The organism is Heyndrickxia sp. FW510-T9, assembly GCF_058781025.1.
On record NZ_JBYSWK010000018.1, the window covers coordinates 24,612 to 40,268 of the forward strand.

Genomic DNA, 15,657 nt, shown 5'->3' on the forward strand with positions numbered 1-15,657 from the left:
CATTGTCATTCTTTTTCTTTTAGTATAAGATTTTCCAACAAAAAAAGCAGTATTGTCTATACCACTTTTTCTAGTATTTGCAAGTATTATCCACCAATATAAGACATTTCAATCTTTTTCTTTAATGGCTTATGATTATTTCTTTCATCTGAGTACCTATCAGCCCGCTTGTTCCAAATAGAAGTGATTTCATTTTTTATTGTCTCATCTGTAGAACCATCCCGAAGAAGCGCTCTTAAATCATTACCGTTACTGGCAAAAAGACATGTGTATAGCTTTCCATCCGCAGAAATTCTTGCCCGCGTACAACTTGAACAAAATGATTCTGAAACAGAAGTGATAAATCCTACTTCTGCATTACTTCCTTTAAACCGATATCGTTTTGCAACTTCACCAAAATAGCCTGAATCTAGAGGTTCTAATGCAAAGTGGGAGGTTAAGATCTCATATATTTCTTTTTTAGTAATTACTTTCTCCAAATTCCATCCGTTTGAATTTCCAACATCCATAAACTCAATAAAGCGCAACGTAATGCCTTTATCACGAAAATATTCTGCCATTGGAACTATCTGTTGATCATTTACCCCTTTTTGAACAACCATATTAACTTTAACGTGAAATCCCATTTCAACTGCTTTGTCAATTCCTTCTAAAACCACTTTCGAGGAAAATCCTCTTCCATTTAACCTTTTAAATAGATCATCATCTAATGCATCCAGACTAATGTTAAGTCTGCGAAGTCCTGCTTGATATAAATCTTTTGCTTGTCGAGTAAGCAGTACACCATTTGTTGTAAGACCCATATCTGAAATACTTTCTATATAGGAAAGTTTACCAATTAGATCGGGAAGACCCTTTCGAAGTAATGGCTCGCCACCTGTTAATCTAATTTTTCTTACACCTAAATCAGCAAAAAGCTTAGCTATTCTTTCAATTTCTTCAAATGATAAAACTTCATTTTTCGGCAAAAACGGAAAATCGGGACCAAAAATTTCTGCAGGCATACAGTATTGACATCGGAAATTACAACGATCCGTAACGGAAATCCGCAAATCATGCAGCGGTCTCTTTAACTGATCTGTAATCATATCATTCAAAACAACTTCCCCCTTGATAAGATACAATCATTCTTTATCACCTTTTATTATATTTAAAATAACAAAATATTAATAATATAATGAATAACTTTTTTGTATAGCAACAAAAATAAGCTAACACAGGCTCTATGTTATTACATTTTTAACCTACAATGAAAAGAAAATTATTACTCGAATGAAAACAAATCTGTTTTTAACCAAGAAATGTGAAAAAGGGTGATTTTATCTCACCCTTTTTTTGCGATATTTCAACCTCCTAAAAGTCCAGCCAGCTCCTATACCTACAATTGCAAGTGGAATCATGAAGAGCCAAGGATTTTGTTTTTGAGTTTCTGAAACCTTTCCGCTAGAAATCGCTTCAACAGCTAATGGCTTTTGCTCTGTAAGCTGAAAAGAATTTAAGATTGCTCCGGTTTTATCAACAATTTCTAATATCCCACCATCTGTTATCTTTTCCGTAACACTAGAATGAAGTGGAGTGCTATATAGAAAATCTTCCTCTGATTTAAATGTTTTGTCATCATATTTATAGATCGAATCCTTTGGTAAGGTAGCCGTCTTATAATTATTAAATCCATAGTCAAGAAGCTGCTTTGTATCTTGATATTCATCTTGCTTTGATTTTGCATCCATCGTAATAACTGTTAAATGAATATTTGGGTTCTCTGCAGTTGTTGCTAGAGTTTGTCCTGATTGATCAACATATCCGGTTTTACCACCTGTGATACCTGGGTAAGGCATTTCTCCTTTTAGCATTAAATGATGAGTAATAAGGGTGGTATGCCAGCCTTCCCCATCCCATTTTAATTCTTTAGTCCCAAAAATCTCTCGAAAGGTTGGATTTTTCATGGCATAGTCCGTAATCATTGCAAGATCGTTTGCAGTCGTATAATGTTTTTTATCAAATAAGCCATGTGGGTTTACAAAATGTGTATGATGCACACCAATCTTTTGCTCAAGAAATATATTTAACTTTTTCGCAAAGGTTGGAATATCTCCACCCATGTATTCAGCAATGGCAACCCCTGCATCATTTCCAGAATTTATTAAAAGTCCTTGTAATAAATGCTTTAATGTAACCTTCTCACCTTCTACAAGATATACCTTAGTTCCATCAGTATGTGCAGCATTTTTACTTATAGTAACAATATCATTTAAATTTCCGTTTTCAATTACATATATGGCTGTTGCAATTTTGGTTAGGCTTGCTGGATACAGCTTTTTATTGGGATTTTTTGAAAATAGAATTTGTCCGCTGTTACTATCTACTAAAACAGCAGACTTACTGGCGATTTTAATAGTTGGTTTTTCCGCTGCATTTACTTTTTCGAAAGCAGAAAAAGTAGTCAGTACCATTATTATAGAAAATAAAATTCGTCTTATCATAATTAACCTCTACCTATCCAATTGATTTCTACACAATTTTATCAAAAAAATAAAAATTCTTATATCTTTTTTCCTAAATTGTAATAGAAATGAAAAATTTGTCGAAAAAGACCGACCATTACTACTAGTATTTTGTAATTTTATAAGTCTAATAGAAAAGCTGTATAGAATAGGGTTTTCTATCCTTATTTTATTTTGTCATTTGTATTTCTTTTACCATTTTCGGATTTAGTCTGTTACTTTAGTCATTCATACAATTGACCCAAAGTCAGAGCCGTTTTTTATCTTCCTGAATAACATATACAACCGCAAAAAGGCGTACCTAATTAAAAGTGGTACACCTTTTATTTAATATGCTATTTTAAATACTTTTTAGAAGGAGCTTTCTAAGCAGGGGAAAAAGAACATTAGGCAATTCAGTGACATCGGATAAAATAATGCTGAAATTCCCATAAATATTTCGGAGTAAATTTCTTTGTCCTTCCAACACTGGGGTATTAGATAGAAAAATATTGATAACTTCTATTCCTCTTTTCCGCGCTTCTAATACAGCTTCATGTGTATCCACAATTCCATTTTGTTCATAACCAAAAGCAGCAGGTTCTCCATCGGAAAAAACTAATAAAAATTTTTGCTTTTCGTTTCTTTTTATAAGCTTCCTAGTCATATGCCGAATAGCATAACCATCACGATTATCTTCTTCCGGTTGTAACTGCATAATTGTCGCGCCTGTTTTTTTATTAAGGGAAGACCCAAAATCGATCACCGTTTTAAAATAATTCGGCTGCTTATATTTAGTTGCTTCACTCGTATCTTCCCAAAATCCAACAACTTCGTGTGAAACATACACGGATTTTAATGCTTCATGAAATAGTGTAATTCCTAGTTTCGTTTCAGACATCTTATCAGCCATCGAAGCGGAACAGTCGACTAATAAAGTGAATACAGCATCAATTTCTTTCGAGTAATCCTGTTTTTTATAAAACAATCTCGGGTTTTCATCGATGAAAAATGGAAGAAGTTTTTTGCTAAGTCTTCCGTATTGCATATTCGTTTGTGGAAAGGATCTTTTATGTTCTAATATTTTTTCTATTATTTTCTTCAGCTTCTTTTGTTGATTGCTAATATTTGTTCTCAATTTATCATATACTTGGATTTCTTCGTAATTAGGCAAGGATGGCGAAAGGAAAATCGGAAATGCATTTCGGTTTTCATCCCCGTATTCCATGTTCCCTCCCGCATTTATATTTATATTTCTATCTTGTTCAAGAGCTTCCAGCTTAGAATAATCATTCCGATTTGATTTTTTTGCGGAACCTTGGACAATACCAAGCACTTGATCGCCTGTCTCACTTTCACGGACTCCCTCCCCAAGTAAATCGGTTCCAGATCCTTGTTCGAGGTCAAATTGAAGAAAGCTTTTGCCGAAGTCACTCGTTTCCCTGTGCCATGTTCTCATTTCCTCATTAAAAATTTCTTCTTCACCAGTACTCTTCTTTTCTAATCTATCATCATTTTGCAAACGATCTTTCCGCTTTAGATCGTTAAATGAAAGCCCTTCCTCCTCCATTACTTCCAACATTTTTTCGGGAAGATGAAAATATTCATTTAACATATCCTGCTCTAAAACTTCGTCTAATACTTCCATTATATTCAAGGTGAATCGCGCTATCTCGTTCGTTGACTTGGCATCAAATAAGTTCAATACCTGAGTTTGAATATATGGAAAGGTCAGATTTAATTCCTCATTGAAAGAAGGAATTTCTAATAAAGGGGACTCCGCAGTAAGCATCAAATAGATAGTATTAAATAATGCATCGGTGTAAACACTCTTCACTAGATTGACATTTTGCTGAGACTCAAAATAATCCCAGTATATTTGTCTGCGTGTCTGAAATGCTTTTACAGTTCCGGCTCTTTCTCTCTTACAATTCTCTTCAATCCGTAAATCTTCAGCTAACACAAACAACTGCTTTGCAAAACTTTTAAATTTAATGGATTTCAACTTTTTCAGAAAAAGAAATACTTCATCAAAATCTGTATAATGAAAATTTCCGATTGCTCGCAAAAAAACATCACTTTTCAAGCCATTTCTCATAATAGACATTGGCCGATGATTCCAAAAATGTCTGACTAACACTTTGTGTTCGGCAATATCTAAGTATGAGTGAACTCCAAATTCCAACTCATATTCTTTTTCTCTCATTAAGGTTTTGGTAAGATCAGAAAGTTCCATAAAAAGCATAGAATCAATTTGTTCATCATTAAATTGAATAAAGCGTTCCATATAAAAACCTCCTATCCGAATATTGTTTCAGCAATATTGCGAATGGCTGCTTGTTCACGAGCATCTTCTAATTTATCTATAATTCCTCTTTGAATTGCTCTTAAAGGTGTAATATACACAGAAAGATCACATGTATCGATCAGTGCTCTAATCGATGCGGCATCTTCCGAAATCTGCCCCATCCCAGCTTGTGTAATTAAATCGCTGGATAGTGCGACAAATTGATTAATAAGAGAAGCATCCTTCAACTTACTTTGATTTTGCAAGACAATTTTTAAAGTTTCTGCCTGAATATAAGGAACATCGATGATCACAAAACGGTTTTTTAATGCTTCATTTAATGGCACGGTACCGATATATCCTTCATTAATGGCAGCAATAACACCAAAATCGTCTATTGCTTTCACCACTTCACCTGTAAAAGGATTATTGATCATTCTTCGATAATCAAGCACACCATTTAAAATAGGTAGTGTTTCCGGTTTCGCCATATTAATTTCATCAATATATAATAGATGCCCTTTTTTCATAGCTTGAACAACTGGTCCAGGAACAAAATCAATAAAGCTTTTTCTTTCGTCCTGATGAATGGTTTTATATCCTAGTAACCCTTCTGCATCTAAATCAACCGAACAATTTATACTATGCATGGGCTGTCCAAAAATAGATGATATTGTTTCTGCAAGTTTCGTCTTGCCTGATCCTGTAGGACCTTTCAGCAATACATTCTTGCCTAATAATAATGCAATGATCGTATCGATTAAGATGGCATTATCTGCGGGAATATATCCCGGACTGCCAATCATATCTTTTTCATTAACAAAACTCTGCTTTCTTTCTTGCAATATATCTATAATATCTTGTGGTAATTGATGTAATATTTGATCCATTATAAAATTCCTTTCCTGTCAAAGCTTACGTTAAATATTTCTTCCATAAGCATATATTTTATCATAAACTGATCATTCTTTTATGTTTATAAATGAAGCTTTTATAAATAATGTACAAACAATTATCCCATCAATGAATAAATGATTGTAAAACGCGCTACTTTACGGTATAATTCGAATCTAATGAGTCTTCTAAAGTGAGTGAACGAATTTGATGGAATATTTAATAAATCTTACATATGACCCTTTTATATGTTCATTTTCTGTCAGTCTTATTCTAACAATTGGACTAGCATTTATATGGAATCGTTTTAGGATTAATTCCTATTCTTATTTTTCAGGAAAACCAACTGAATTAACTATTAGTTCAGAGTATACTTTAGAATGGAAAAAGGAAAAAACGCAAAATCCATTAATGACATGGATTATTAAATATGTAAGAAGAAAAGAATCCTCGAAGGATGATTCGGATCATCATTTATCCGTCATTCAAAAAACAATTCAAATTATAGGAGGATAAATGAATGAAACGTTATGTAAAAGTATCTGCTCTTTTAGTCGGATTAGTAATGATATTATCAGCTTGTACATCAGCAGCAAATGGAAAACCAGTGAAACATACAGGATTTTTTAATGATTATTTTGTAGAGCCATTCGCCAAGATAATCCATTTTACAGCACATGTATTTGGAGGCAGTTACGGTATTGCCATCATTTTTGTCACAATCCTTATTAGGCTAGTTTTAATGCCATTAATGTTAAACACGTACAAAAAACAGCAAGTAATGAAAGAAAAGATGGAAGTTTTAAAGCCTGAAATGACAAAAATACAGGCCAAAATTAAGCAAGCCAAAACAAAAGAAGAGCAATCAAAATTACAGCAAGAAATGATGGGACTTTACAAAAAGCATGATGTAAACCCATTAAATATGGGATGTCTACCCCTTATCATTCAAATGCCAATTTTAATGGGATTTTATTATGCGATTCGTGGTTCTTCAGAAATCGCAGGCAGTTCATTCCTTTGGTTTAATCTTGGTCATAGAGATATTCCGCTAGCACTAATCGCTGGGGTTATTTATTACTTCCAATCAAAAGTATCGATGATTGGAATGACTCCAGAACAAGAAAAGCAAATGAAAATTATGAGTTTAATCTCACCTATTATGATTTTATTTATTTCCTTTAACGCACCTGCTGCATTGCCTTTATATTGGGCTGTGGGTGGAGCATTTTTAATCGGCCAAACCTTTTTATCAAAAAAGATTTATGCATCTCATAAAGAAAAAGAAAAAGAAAAAGTAAGTAAAGCTCCACAAAAATAAGTTTCTTGCCTGCTCCTCTAGTGAGCAGGTTTTTTCTTTTACGATTAACTTTTTTTAATGTTTTGTCGAACTAGAAAAGAAAATGTAAAAAAGTATTCTTAATTTTATATAAATTTTGATTGAAATAGAATACAATTATTAGTAGGATGGAAATGTAAGCGCTATCCCTGTTAACTTCATACAGCATGATGAAACCTCTTAGATAAACTATTCTGAAGGAGGATTTTTTATGAGCCAAACTTTATTAAGTGTGGATGAAAGAGTAGAGAAATTTTTACAAGGGAAAAAGAAACTTTTCATTAATGGTGAATTTGTCGAAAGTGCATCAGGAAAAACATTCGATACACCAAATCCTGCTACAGGAGAAACATTGGCGACTGTCTATGAAGGTGGTCCTGAAGATATTGATCGTGCGGTAAAAGCAGCAAGAAAAGCTTTTGATGAAGGTAAATGGTCAAAAATGAGCGCAGCATCAAGAAGTAGAGCGATGTATAAGCTCGCTGATTTAATGGAAAAGCATAAAGATGCACTTGCACAATTAGAAACATTGGATAATGGTAAGCCAATCAGAGAAACATCTGGTGCGGATATCCCATTAGCAATTGAACATATGCGCTATTATGCAGGCTGGTCCACAAAAATTACGGGCCAAACAATCCCTGTAAGTGGCCCTTTCTTTAACTATACTAGACATGAAGCAGTTGGAGTAGTGGGACAAATCATTCCGTGGAACTTCCCTCTTCTAATGTCAATGTGGAAAATGGGAGCTGCTCTTGCGACGGGTTGTACAATCGTCCTTAAGCCTGCGGAGCAAACACCTCTTTCAGTACTTTACTTAGCTGAGTTAATAAATGAAGCCGGATTCCCTCCTGGTGTAATTAATATTGTTCCTGGGTTTGGTGAAACTGCTGGACAACCGCTTGTTGATCATCCTTTAGTAAATAAAATTGCTTTCACAGGTTCTACAGAAGTTGGAAAAATGATCATGGCACGTGCTTCCGGGTCATTAAAACGTGTTACGCTTGAACTAGGCGGAAAATCTCCTAATATTATACTGCCAGATGCTGATTTAACAAAAGCTATCCCTGGTGCCCTTAATGGTGTCATGTTTAATCAAGGCCAAGTATGCTGTGCAGGATCACGTGTATTTATTCAAAAGAAACATTTTGATAATGTTGTAGCAGATATGGCATCACATGCGAAATCCATTAAGCAAGGTGTAGGACTTGATAGTGATACACAAATGGGACCTTTAGTATCTATAGAACAACAAAATAGAGTATTAAATTATATTGAAAAAGGTCTCAATGAAGGTGCCGAGCTCCTAGCAGGCGGTAAAAAACCACGTGAAGACGGCTATTTTGTTGAACCAACGATATTTGCTGATGTCAGGGATGAAATGACCATAGCAAAAGAAGAAATTTTCGGACCTGTTATTTCGGCTATGCCATTTGATGATTTAGACGAAGTAATTAATCGTGCAAATAATAGTGATTATGGTCTTGCGGCAGGCTTGTGGACACGCGATGTTGCCAATGCCCATTATATCGCAAGCAAATTACGCGCAGGTACGGTTTGGGTAAATTGTTATAATGCTTTTGATGCTGCATCACCATTCGGCGGTTATAAGCAATCTGGTATTGGTCGTGAAATGGGTTCTTATGCATTAAATAACTATACAGAAGTAAAGAGTGTTTGGATTTCAATGAAATAAGAAAAGGAAAATGAAGAGGATCTAGAAATGATCCTCTTCATTAATGTTGTCTAGCTCCAGCGGCTAGCGGATTTCTACGTCTCCTCCCTACGATAAGCGGACATCGACTCGTTCCTCGCCGTGTTTCCTTTATCACAGTCGAAGACTACGAAGGTGAAATTACACTTCAAATTTCACTCATCCGAACGCTAGAGCTGTTGCCCTTCCGCTTTTCTAATCAACGATGATCATTTACTGGCTGTGGCTCACGGAAAAATTGGTTTATTGCATTTATATTTTTTTTATAATCTAATTGTAAGACTTCCCCTGCATAAGGAATATTTTTATTTGTAAAACCATCCTTAACAGGAATTCGGATAGTATCAATATTATCAATACGTTGTAAAAATATCGTAGAAGCTAATGTTAAAATTTCTGTTGTTGTTAAATCAGTATGAACGTATTTTATAGAGGAATCTAATAGAGAAGGTATCTTGGCAAACCCATCTAATGTATTCATTTCTTTCTGAAACTTATCCTTCATTTTAAATAAAACTTCCTGTTGCCTTTCAACTCTTCCAAAGTCGCTTCTAGCATCATGTCGAAAACGGACATATTTTAAAAGCTGGTCTCCATGAAGATAATTCTCCCCAGGCGATACTTTTAAAGCCATGTCATCTATTATGTTTTGTTTTAAATCAACTTTAATTCCTTCAGGTGCAATTGTATCTACCACCTTCACAAAACCTTTAAAATCAATGGTAATTACATGATCAATGTTAATTCCAAAATTTTGTTCAATCGTTTTCTTTAATAAATCCTCGCCACCTAAATAATAAGAATGGTTCAATTTATTATACACTCGATTATATCCTGGAATCTTAACAAAACTATCTCTCATGATGGATGCTAATTTTATAGAACGATTTCCAGCATCATACTGACTTACAATAATGGAATCAGTTCTAGATTTTTCCCCTTCTCTCGTATCAATTCCTAATAATAGAAAATTAATAGGATTTTCATTAAGTTTCTTTTTGAAATTTTCTTCTATTTTCGCAGAATTGTTTTTATCTTCATTAAGGTGCAGCATATTTTTACATGATGCTAAAAAAATGCATTGAATTATGACGAGGTTTAGAATAATAAATTTTTTCATGTTTCTCACCTCTTTTTAAGTTAGTATGAACAAATAAAAGAAATATAATAGTATTTGATATAAGAAATTAAAATAAAACCATGCATTTGATCAGATATTATGTAATTGTTCTTTCGGAACCATTTTACACAATATTAATTCATAATTTTCAGTCTCAAGTCGTAAGCCCGCTTATTATAAATTCAAAATTATAACTTTTTTTATTTTAAGGGGTTCTCAAACAACTAAATAAGCGTTAAAATAAAAGGAATCAATTTAAATAATTTCCACTAGGAGGTATTGTCATGAAAATTATGAGTAATGAATTGTTGGTGGCAGCCTATCGAGACGCTAAAAAGAAAGGTCAAGATCAAGAGTGGATTCAATTATTAAAATCTGAACTAAAAAAACGTGGGTTAGTGCCTATTACATTAAAACAATAAAATAGTAATAAAATAGCGTGTGAGTTTCCACACGCTATTTTTAATAATTTTCAATTTTCTAATGTAATGATAAAAAAGTTAAGCTTCTCTTCTTGGCCGTGCTGGATTACAATTGGGTAGTTCAATATTTGCCGATTCTGCTAGCTTTAGTAAGTAATAGCATTCTTCACGAAACATATGATCTGCCATTAGTACCGGGAAAGTACCGAGAACTTCATCAGAAATTTCCAATTCAAATATCTCATTTAAAAATACTTGGAACATCTCCATTTCTAATTTTACATCTTCATTCATTTTTCTTAATGCTGGAAATGTATCTAAGCTCGTTCGTAAATAACCAGTAAACTCCACTGCTTTTAAATAAAATTGTTGAAATTCACGAACAAATTCTTTACTTTCCATTTTCATTTTTGCCTCTGTAGCATCCATTTCGGAATGAATTGCCCCGGCATGCCCATAAGCATCCTGTAACCAGAGTAAATGATGATGTAGCTCGTGTAATAGAGGTGGCCGCTCACCTCGTTTTAAATACTCTAACAAACGCTCATATTCTTCTAATTCATTTATCATATGACTTAAAAAAGTTGGTGATAAATGAATTTTCACTTTGCTTATTAGATGCTTTTCAATAAGTGTTAATTTGAATTGTTTAAGTCTTTTCACTTCAATTTCTGACTCATTTGCGAGAATGATAAGAGAATTATAATCATTTAACGTCCTTGCATTTTGAAGTAACTGATCAAAAATATCTTTAAAATCCTTTGCTGTTTGTATATGGTCTTCCTCGGTTACACTTAATGAATCTAAAATAAATCTTGCATGATCACCAAGTATTTGCAACCAAAACTCATGTTCAAATTTTGCCAACTGTATAAATGTTTTCATCTCATCCCCTCCTATCCCATATCAATTTTATTCCATATCTGTCTTGTCTTATGTCTTTTTAGAAGTACTAGGTTGGATTAGATGCTATCAACTAGTTTGGCGATTTATATATCTTATATATAGTCTAAATATAAAAAGACAACCACATAAAGTGATTGCCTTTTTGATATATTAAACTTCTAATAATAAGTCTTCTGGATTTTCGAGTAATTTCTTAACAGTAGATAGGAATCCAACAGCATCTTTTCCATCGATAACACGGTGGTCATAAGATAAAGCTACATACATCATAGGACGAATTTCTACTTGGTCGCCAACGGCAACTGGGCGTTTTACAATGGAATGCATACCTAGGATACCAACCTGTGTACCATTGATAATTGGTGTAGAGAATAAAGAACCAAATACTCCACCATTCGTAATTGTAAATGTACCACCTTGTAAATCAGCTAAACCAAGCTTATTATCTCTTGCTTTTTTGGCGAAACCAGCAATATCTGCTTCGATTTCCGCAAAGTTCTTACGGTCACAGTCACGAACAACAGGTACAACTAAACCTTCTTCAGTAGAAACGGCTACACCGATATCATAATATTTTTTAATTAATAATTCATTGCCTTGCATTTCTGAATTAACATATGGATATTTTTTCAATCCTGCAACTACTGCTTTTGTGAAGAATGACATAAAACCAAGACGAGTACCATCATGTTCTTCCTGGAATTTGTCTTTTTTGCGCTTACGAAGTTCCATTACAGCTGTCATATCGATTTCATTAAAAGTTGTTAACATTGCTGTATTTTGTTTCACTTCTAATAAACGGTTTGCAATTGTTTGGCGACGGCGAGACATACGTACTCTCTCAACTGGTTTTCCATCTTCTTGAGCTACTGCAGCCGGTGCATTTTTAGATGGCGCAGGTGCTGCCTGTACTGCTGCTTGTTTTGGCTGGTTATCGAATACTTCAACATCTTGCTTGCGTACTCTTCCTAGTGGATCTACTGTTGGAACTTGTCCAATTTCAATACCTTTTTCCCGAGCAAGCTTACGAGCTGCAGGAGAAGCTATCGTACGACCTTTATCCTCAGTAGCTTCTACGGCTGCTACTTGTGGTGCAGGAGCTGCTTCTTGTTTTGGTTGTTCCGCTTTTGTTTCCGCTGCTGGAGCACTTGTTGCAGGTGCTTCACCGCTTTCACTTACGATTGCAATTACCTCACCAACTTGAACTGTATCTCCTTCTTCAGCCTTTAATTCTTGAATAACACCGGCCTCTTCCGAGATAACTTCGACATTTACTTTATCTGTCTCAAGCTCTACGATGTATTCTCCTTTTTCCACATAATCTCCTGGTTTTTTCAACCATTGCGCAATGGTTCCTTCTGTAATTGATTCTGCTAATTCAGGCACTTTAATTTCAGCCACGATGATGTCCTCCCTTTAATAATCAATGCTATTTTAGCAATTATCGTATCTGACTCACATAAAATATTAGATTTAAGGGTGCAAGGGAAAATATCATTACTACTGATACTCTTTCTCCTTACACCAATTTCTATTTAGCTATATACAATAGTTATTTCGTCATTGCTTCATTAATAATACGGCTTTGCTCTTTCTTATGAACAACTGGGTCCCCTTCAGATGGACTTGAGCGTCTTGGACGACCTGCATATTTCACATTTACACCTTGCGTAACAAGTTCACGTAAATATGGATCAACAAAGGACCAGCCACCCATGTTTTGCGGTTCTTCTTGAACCCAGACTAATTCTTTAAGATTCGAGTAGCGAGAAAGAATTTCTTTTATTTCCTTTTCAGGGAATGGGTATAATTCTTCGACTCTTAGAATATGAACCCAATCCAAATTCTCTTCCTCTTGGACACGAGCTTCTAAATCAATGGCTATTTTTCCACTGCATAGAACAATTCTTTCTACTTTATCCACATTCTCTCCAAGTCCAGCTTGTTCTAAAACCGGATTGAATTCGCCGTTTGTTAGTACAGATCCATCAACAGATGCCAATGGATGGCGCAATAAGCTTTTTGGTGTCATTAACACTAATGGACGAATTTCATCTTTTTCCAGCATTGCTGCTTGGCGGCGTAAAATATGGAAATATTGTCCAGAAGTCGACAAGTTAGCAACTGTCCAGTTATTTTCCGCAGCCATTTGCAAGTAGCGCTCCATCCTCGCACTAGAATGCTCTGGCCCTTGACCTTCATAACCATGCGGTAATAACATAACAAGTCCAGATTTTTGACCCCATTTCGCACGTCCCGCAGATATAAACTGATCAAATATCGTTTGTGCCATATTCGCGAAATCACCAAATTGAGCTTCCCAAAGTACTAATGTTTCAGGTGATAGAACATTATATCCATACTCAAATCCAAGCACCGCAGTTTCAGTCAAAGGACTGTTATAAACTACAAATGAAGTATTTGTATTCTTCAGATGATGAAGTGGAATATATTCTTCTCCGGTATTATCATCATGTAAAACAAGATTACGCTGAGCAAATGTTCCACGTTGCGAATCCTGACCAGTCATACGGATAGGAGTTCCACCATTTAAAATAGAAGCAAATGCAAGGGATTCTGCATGAGCCCAATCAATTTTTCCATCACCATCAAAAACATTTTCACGGCGTTTCAAAATTTTGCCAAGCTTTTTAAATACATTAAAATCTTCTGGCCAATTTAATAATTGAGCATTTAAGTCTTTTAGTTCTGATTCATCTACCGCTGTTTTTACTGCTGGATAACCACTTGCAACATACTCTGGAGGATTCATCACAATATCAGGATTTTCATCAGCTCCAGGAACTTTATCGTAAGCTGCCTGTAATTTTGCCATAACATCTTCGTCAAACTTCTGAACATCCTCTTTGCTTAATAATCCTTCACTCACTAAATTGTCAGCATATATAGTTCGAACAGTAGGATGTTTGCGTACAATATTATACATCATTGGATTCGTAGTCATCGGCTCATCTGTTTCATTGTGTCCGAATTTACGGTAACCAATTAAGTCAATTAAGAAATCCTTTTTAAACAACCGACGATATTCAGCTGCAAAAACGGCAGCGGCAAAACAGCTTTCAGGATCATCAGCATTTACATGAATGATTGGAATCTCATAGCCTTTCGCTGCATCAGATGAATATTTTGTAGAGCGAGAATCAAAGCTTTCTGTTGTGAAACCAATCATATTGTTAGAAATAATATGAATAGATCCGCCAGTGTTATATCCTCTTAAACCGCTCATATTTAAGGTTTCTGTTACAATACCCTCACCAGGGAATGCAGCATCGCCATGAACAATAATTGCCAATGCCTCTTCCGAATTTTGCTCTGGATATCCACTTGTTTTTCTGTTTTCTTGTGCTGCTCTTGTATAGCCTTCTACAACTGGTGCAGCAACTTCAAGGTGACTTGGATTATTTGCCAATATCACACGTACACTTTCCTTATTTATCCGATCAGCACCAAGATGATATTTCACGTCTCCAGTCCAGCCGTATGTGATTCCAGTAGAACCTTCTGAAGGTATAAGATCTTTATTCGGTGCATGTTGAAATTCAGCAAAAATTAACTCATATGGTTTTTCCAAAATATGAGCTAATACATTTAAGCGACCTCTATGTGCCATCCCGATATTGACATTTTTTGCCCCATATTTTACAGAAGAACTAATAATTTTATCCATTAAAGGTACAAGCATATCTAAACCTTCAATAGAAAATCTCTTTTGGCCAACAAAAATGCGATGCGCAAACTTTTCAAAACCTTCTACTTCTGTTAACCTTTTTAAAATATTTATTTTATCCTCTTTACTTAGCTGAGGATAAATATTACCTGATTCAATGGTTCTTTGAAGCCAATGTTTCTCTTCTAAATCATGAACATGATGAAATTCATAAGCAATTGTTTTTGTATACACTTCTTTTAAATGATTAATAGCATCTAACCCATTTTTTACATGAGCAGGTGCATCCGGACAAATGAATGATACTGGGATTTGTCGCAAATCTTCTTCAGTAAGATTGTATTCTTTCAATTCGATACGACGTGTATCTTTTTCTGTATTATTTAATGGATTTATGTCGGCAGCTAAATGTCCATATGTGCGAATGTTATCAGCTAATTTAACCGCAGAAACGATTTTGCTGAAAATAGTTGCATTTGCCGGCATTTGAAAAGAAACATCTGCTTGCCCATGTGTTGATAATACTTCATTTGAAACAGTAGGTGCTCCCCATTGTTCAAATAGTTCTCTCATTTCCGGCTCAACACTTTCCGGATCATTAAGGTACTGCTCATAAACCTCCATCACATAACCAAGGTTTGGGCCCGAAAAACTATCCCAGAAACCTCTTGATGCTTGTTCATTCATCTTGATAAACCTCCAGCCTAAAGCCTTTTAAAATTTTTCGTAAAATTACTCCCCATTCCATCATATGCTTGTAAGAGAGGAATGGAATTCAACAATATGTAATAAATAATAACTGGA

Annotated in this window: 12 protein-coding genes; 4 read left to right on the forward strand and 8 right to left on the reverse strand. The window is 34.8% G+C overall.

The annotated features are described in order from the left end of the window. Positions 1-86: 86 nt before the first annotated feature. The 4 genes from moaA to AC3WJF_RS11225 all read right to left on the reverse strand — a co-directional run bounded on the left by moaA (position 87) and on the right by AC3WJF_RS11225 (position 5,660). A complete protein-coding gene (gene moaA, locus AC3WJF_RS11210; protein WP_492452230.1) occupies positions 87-1,088 on the reverse strand; it encodes a GTP 3',8-cyclase MoaA in 1,002 nt (333 codons plus the stop codon). A gap of 231 nt (positions 1,089-1,319) precedes the next feature. Then, on the reverse strand, positions 1,320-2,483 hold the full coding sequence (locus tag AC3WJF_RS11215) for a D-alanyl-D-alanine carboxypeptidase family protein (protein ID WP_492452152.1): 1,164 nt from the start codon (positions 2,481-2,483) through the stop codon (positions 1,320-1,322). 361 nt (positions 2,484-2,844) lie between these two features. Beyond that, complete coding sequence (locus AC3WJF_RS11220) at positions 2,845-4,770, reverse strand: vWA domain-containing protein (RefSeq protein WP_492452154.1); 1,926 nt, start codon at positions 4,768-4,770, stop codon at positions 2,845-2,847. Positions 4,771-4,781: 11 nt separating this feature from the next. Further along, positions 4,782-5,660 carry an ATP-binding protein gene (locus AC3WJF_RS11225; protein WP_492452155.1) on the reverse strand — a complete coding sequence of 293 codons (879 nt, stop codon included), beginning with the start codon at positions 5,658-5,660 and terminating at the stop codon, positions 4,782-4,784. Between the two features lie 211 nt (positions 5,661-5,871). Between AC3WJF_RS11225 and AC3WJF_RS11230 the strand changes: the two genes are divergently transcribed. The 3 genes from AC3WJF_RS11230 to AC3WJF_RS11240 all read left to right on the forward strand — a co-directional run bounded on the left by AC3WJF_RS11230 (position 5,872) and on the right by AC3WJF_RS11240 (position 8,699). Continuing rightward, a complete protein-coding gene (locus tag AC3WJF_RS11230; protein WP_492452157.1) occupies positions 5,872-6,180 on the forward strand; it encodes a hypothetical protein in 309 nt (102 codons plus the stop codon). A 4-nt stretch (positions 6,181-6,184) separates the two neighbouring features. After that, positions 6,185-6,985: a membrane protein insertase YidC gene (yidC, locus tag AC3WJF_RS11235; protein WP_492452158.1), complete on the forward strand. Its 801-nt coding sequence runs from the start codon at positions 6,185-6,187 to the stop codon at positions 6,983-6,985. A 229-nt stretch (positions 6,986-7,214) separates the two neighbouring features. Next, positions 7,215-8,699 (forward strand): aldehyde dehydrogenase family protein, encoded by a 1,485-nt coding sequence (locus AC3WJF_RS11240; protein ID WP_492452160.1) that lies wholly within the window; start codon positions 7,215-7,217, stop codon positions 8,697-8,699. A gap of 217 nt (positions 8,700-8,916) precedes the next feature. Here the strand turns inward: AC3WJF_RS11240 and AC3WJF_RS11245 are convergent, their stop codons facing one another. Beyond that, entirely contained in the window at positions 8,917-9,837 is a 921-nt protein-coding gene (locus AC3WJF_RS11245; RefSeq protein ID WP_492452162.1) for an LCP family protein, read from the reverse strand. Between the two features lie 284 nt (positions 9,838-10,121). Here AC3WJF_RS11245 and sda point away from each other — a divergent pair, with 284 nt between their 5' ends. Continuing rightward, entirely contained in the window at positions 10,122-10,259 is a 138-nt protein-coding gene (gene sda, locus AC3WJF_RS11250) for a sporulation histidine kinase inhibitor Sda (protein ID WP_492452164.1), read from the forward strand. 78 nt (positions 10,260-10,337) lie between these two features. Here sda and AC3WJF_RS11255 read toward each other — a convergent pair whose 3' ends face one another. The 3 genes from AC3WJF_RS11255 to sucA form a co-directional block, all read right to left on the reverse strand. Next, positions 10,338-11,144: a DUF2935 domain-containing protein gene (locus AC3WJF_RS11255; protein WP_492452166.1), complete on the reverse strand. Its 807-nt coding sequence runs from the start codon at positions 11,142-11,144 to the stop codon at positions 10,338-10,340. A 171-nt stretch (positions 11,145-11,315) separates the two neighbouring features. Further along, positions 11,316-12,566, reverse strand: coding sequence for a 2-oxoglutarate dehydrogenase complex dihydrolipoyllysine-residue succinyltransferase (gene odhB / locus AC3WJF_RS11260; RefSeq protein ID WP_492452168.1), 1,251 nt, complete (start codon positions 12,564-12,566; stop codon positions 11,316-11,318). Positions 12,567-12,717: 151 nt separating this feature from the next. After that, positions 12,718-15,540, reverse strand: a complete 2,823-nt coding sequence (gene sucA / locus AC3WJF_RS11265) for a 2-oxoglutarate dehydrogenase E1 component (protein ID WP_492452170.1) — start codon at positions 15,538-15,540, stop codon at positions 12,718-12,720. Between the last annotated feature and the right edge of the window lie 117 nt (positions 15,541-15,657).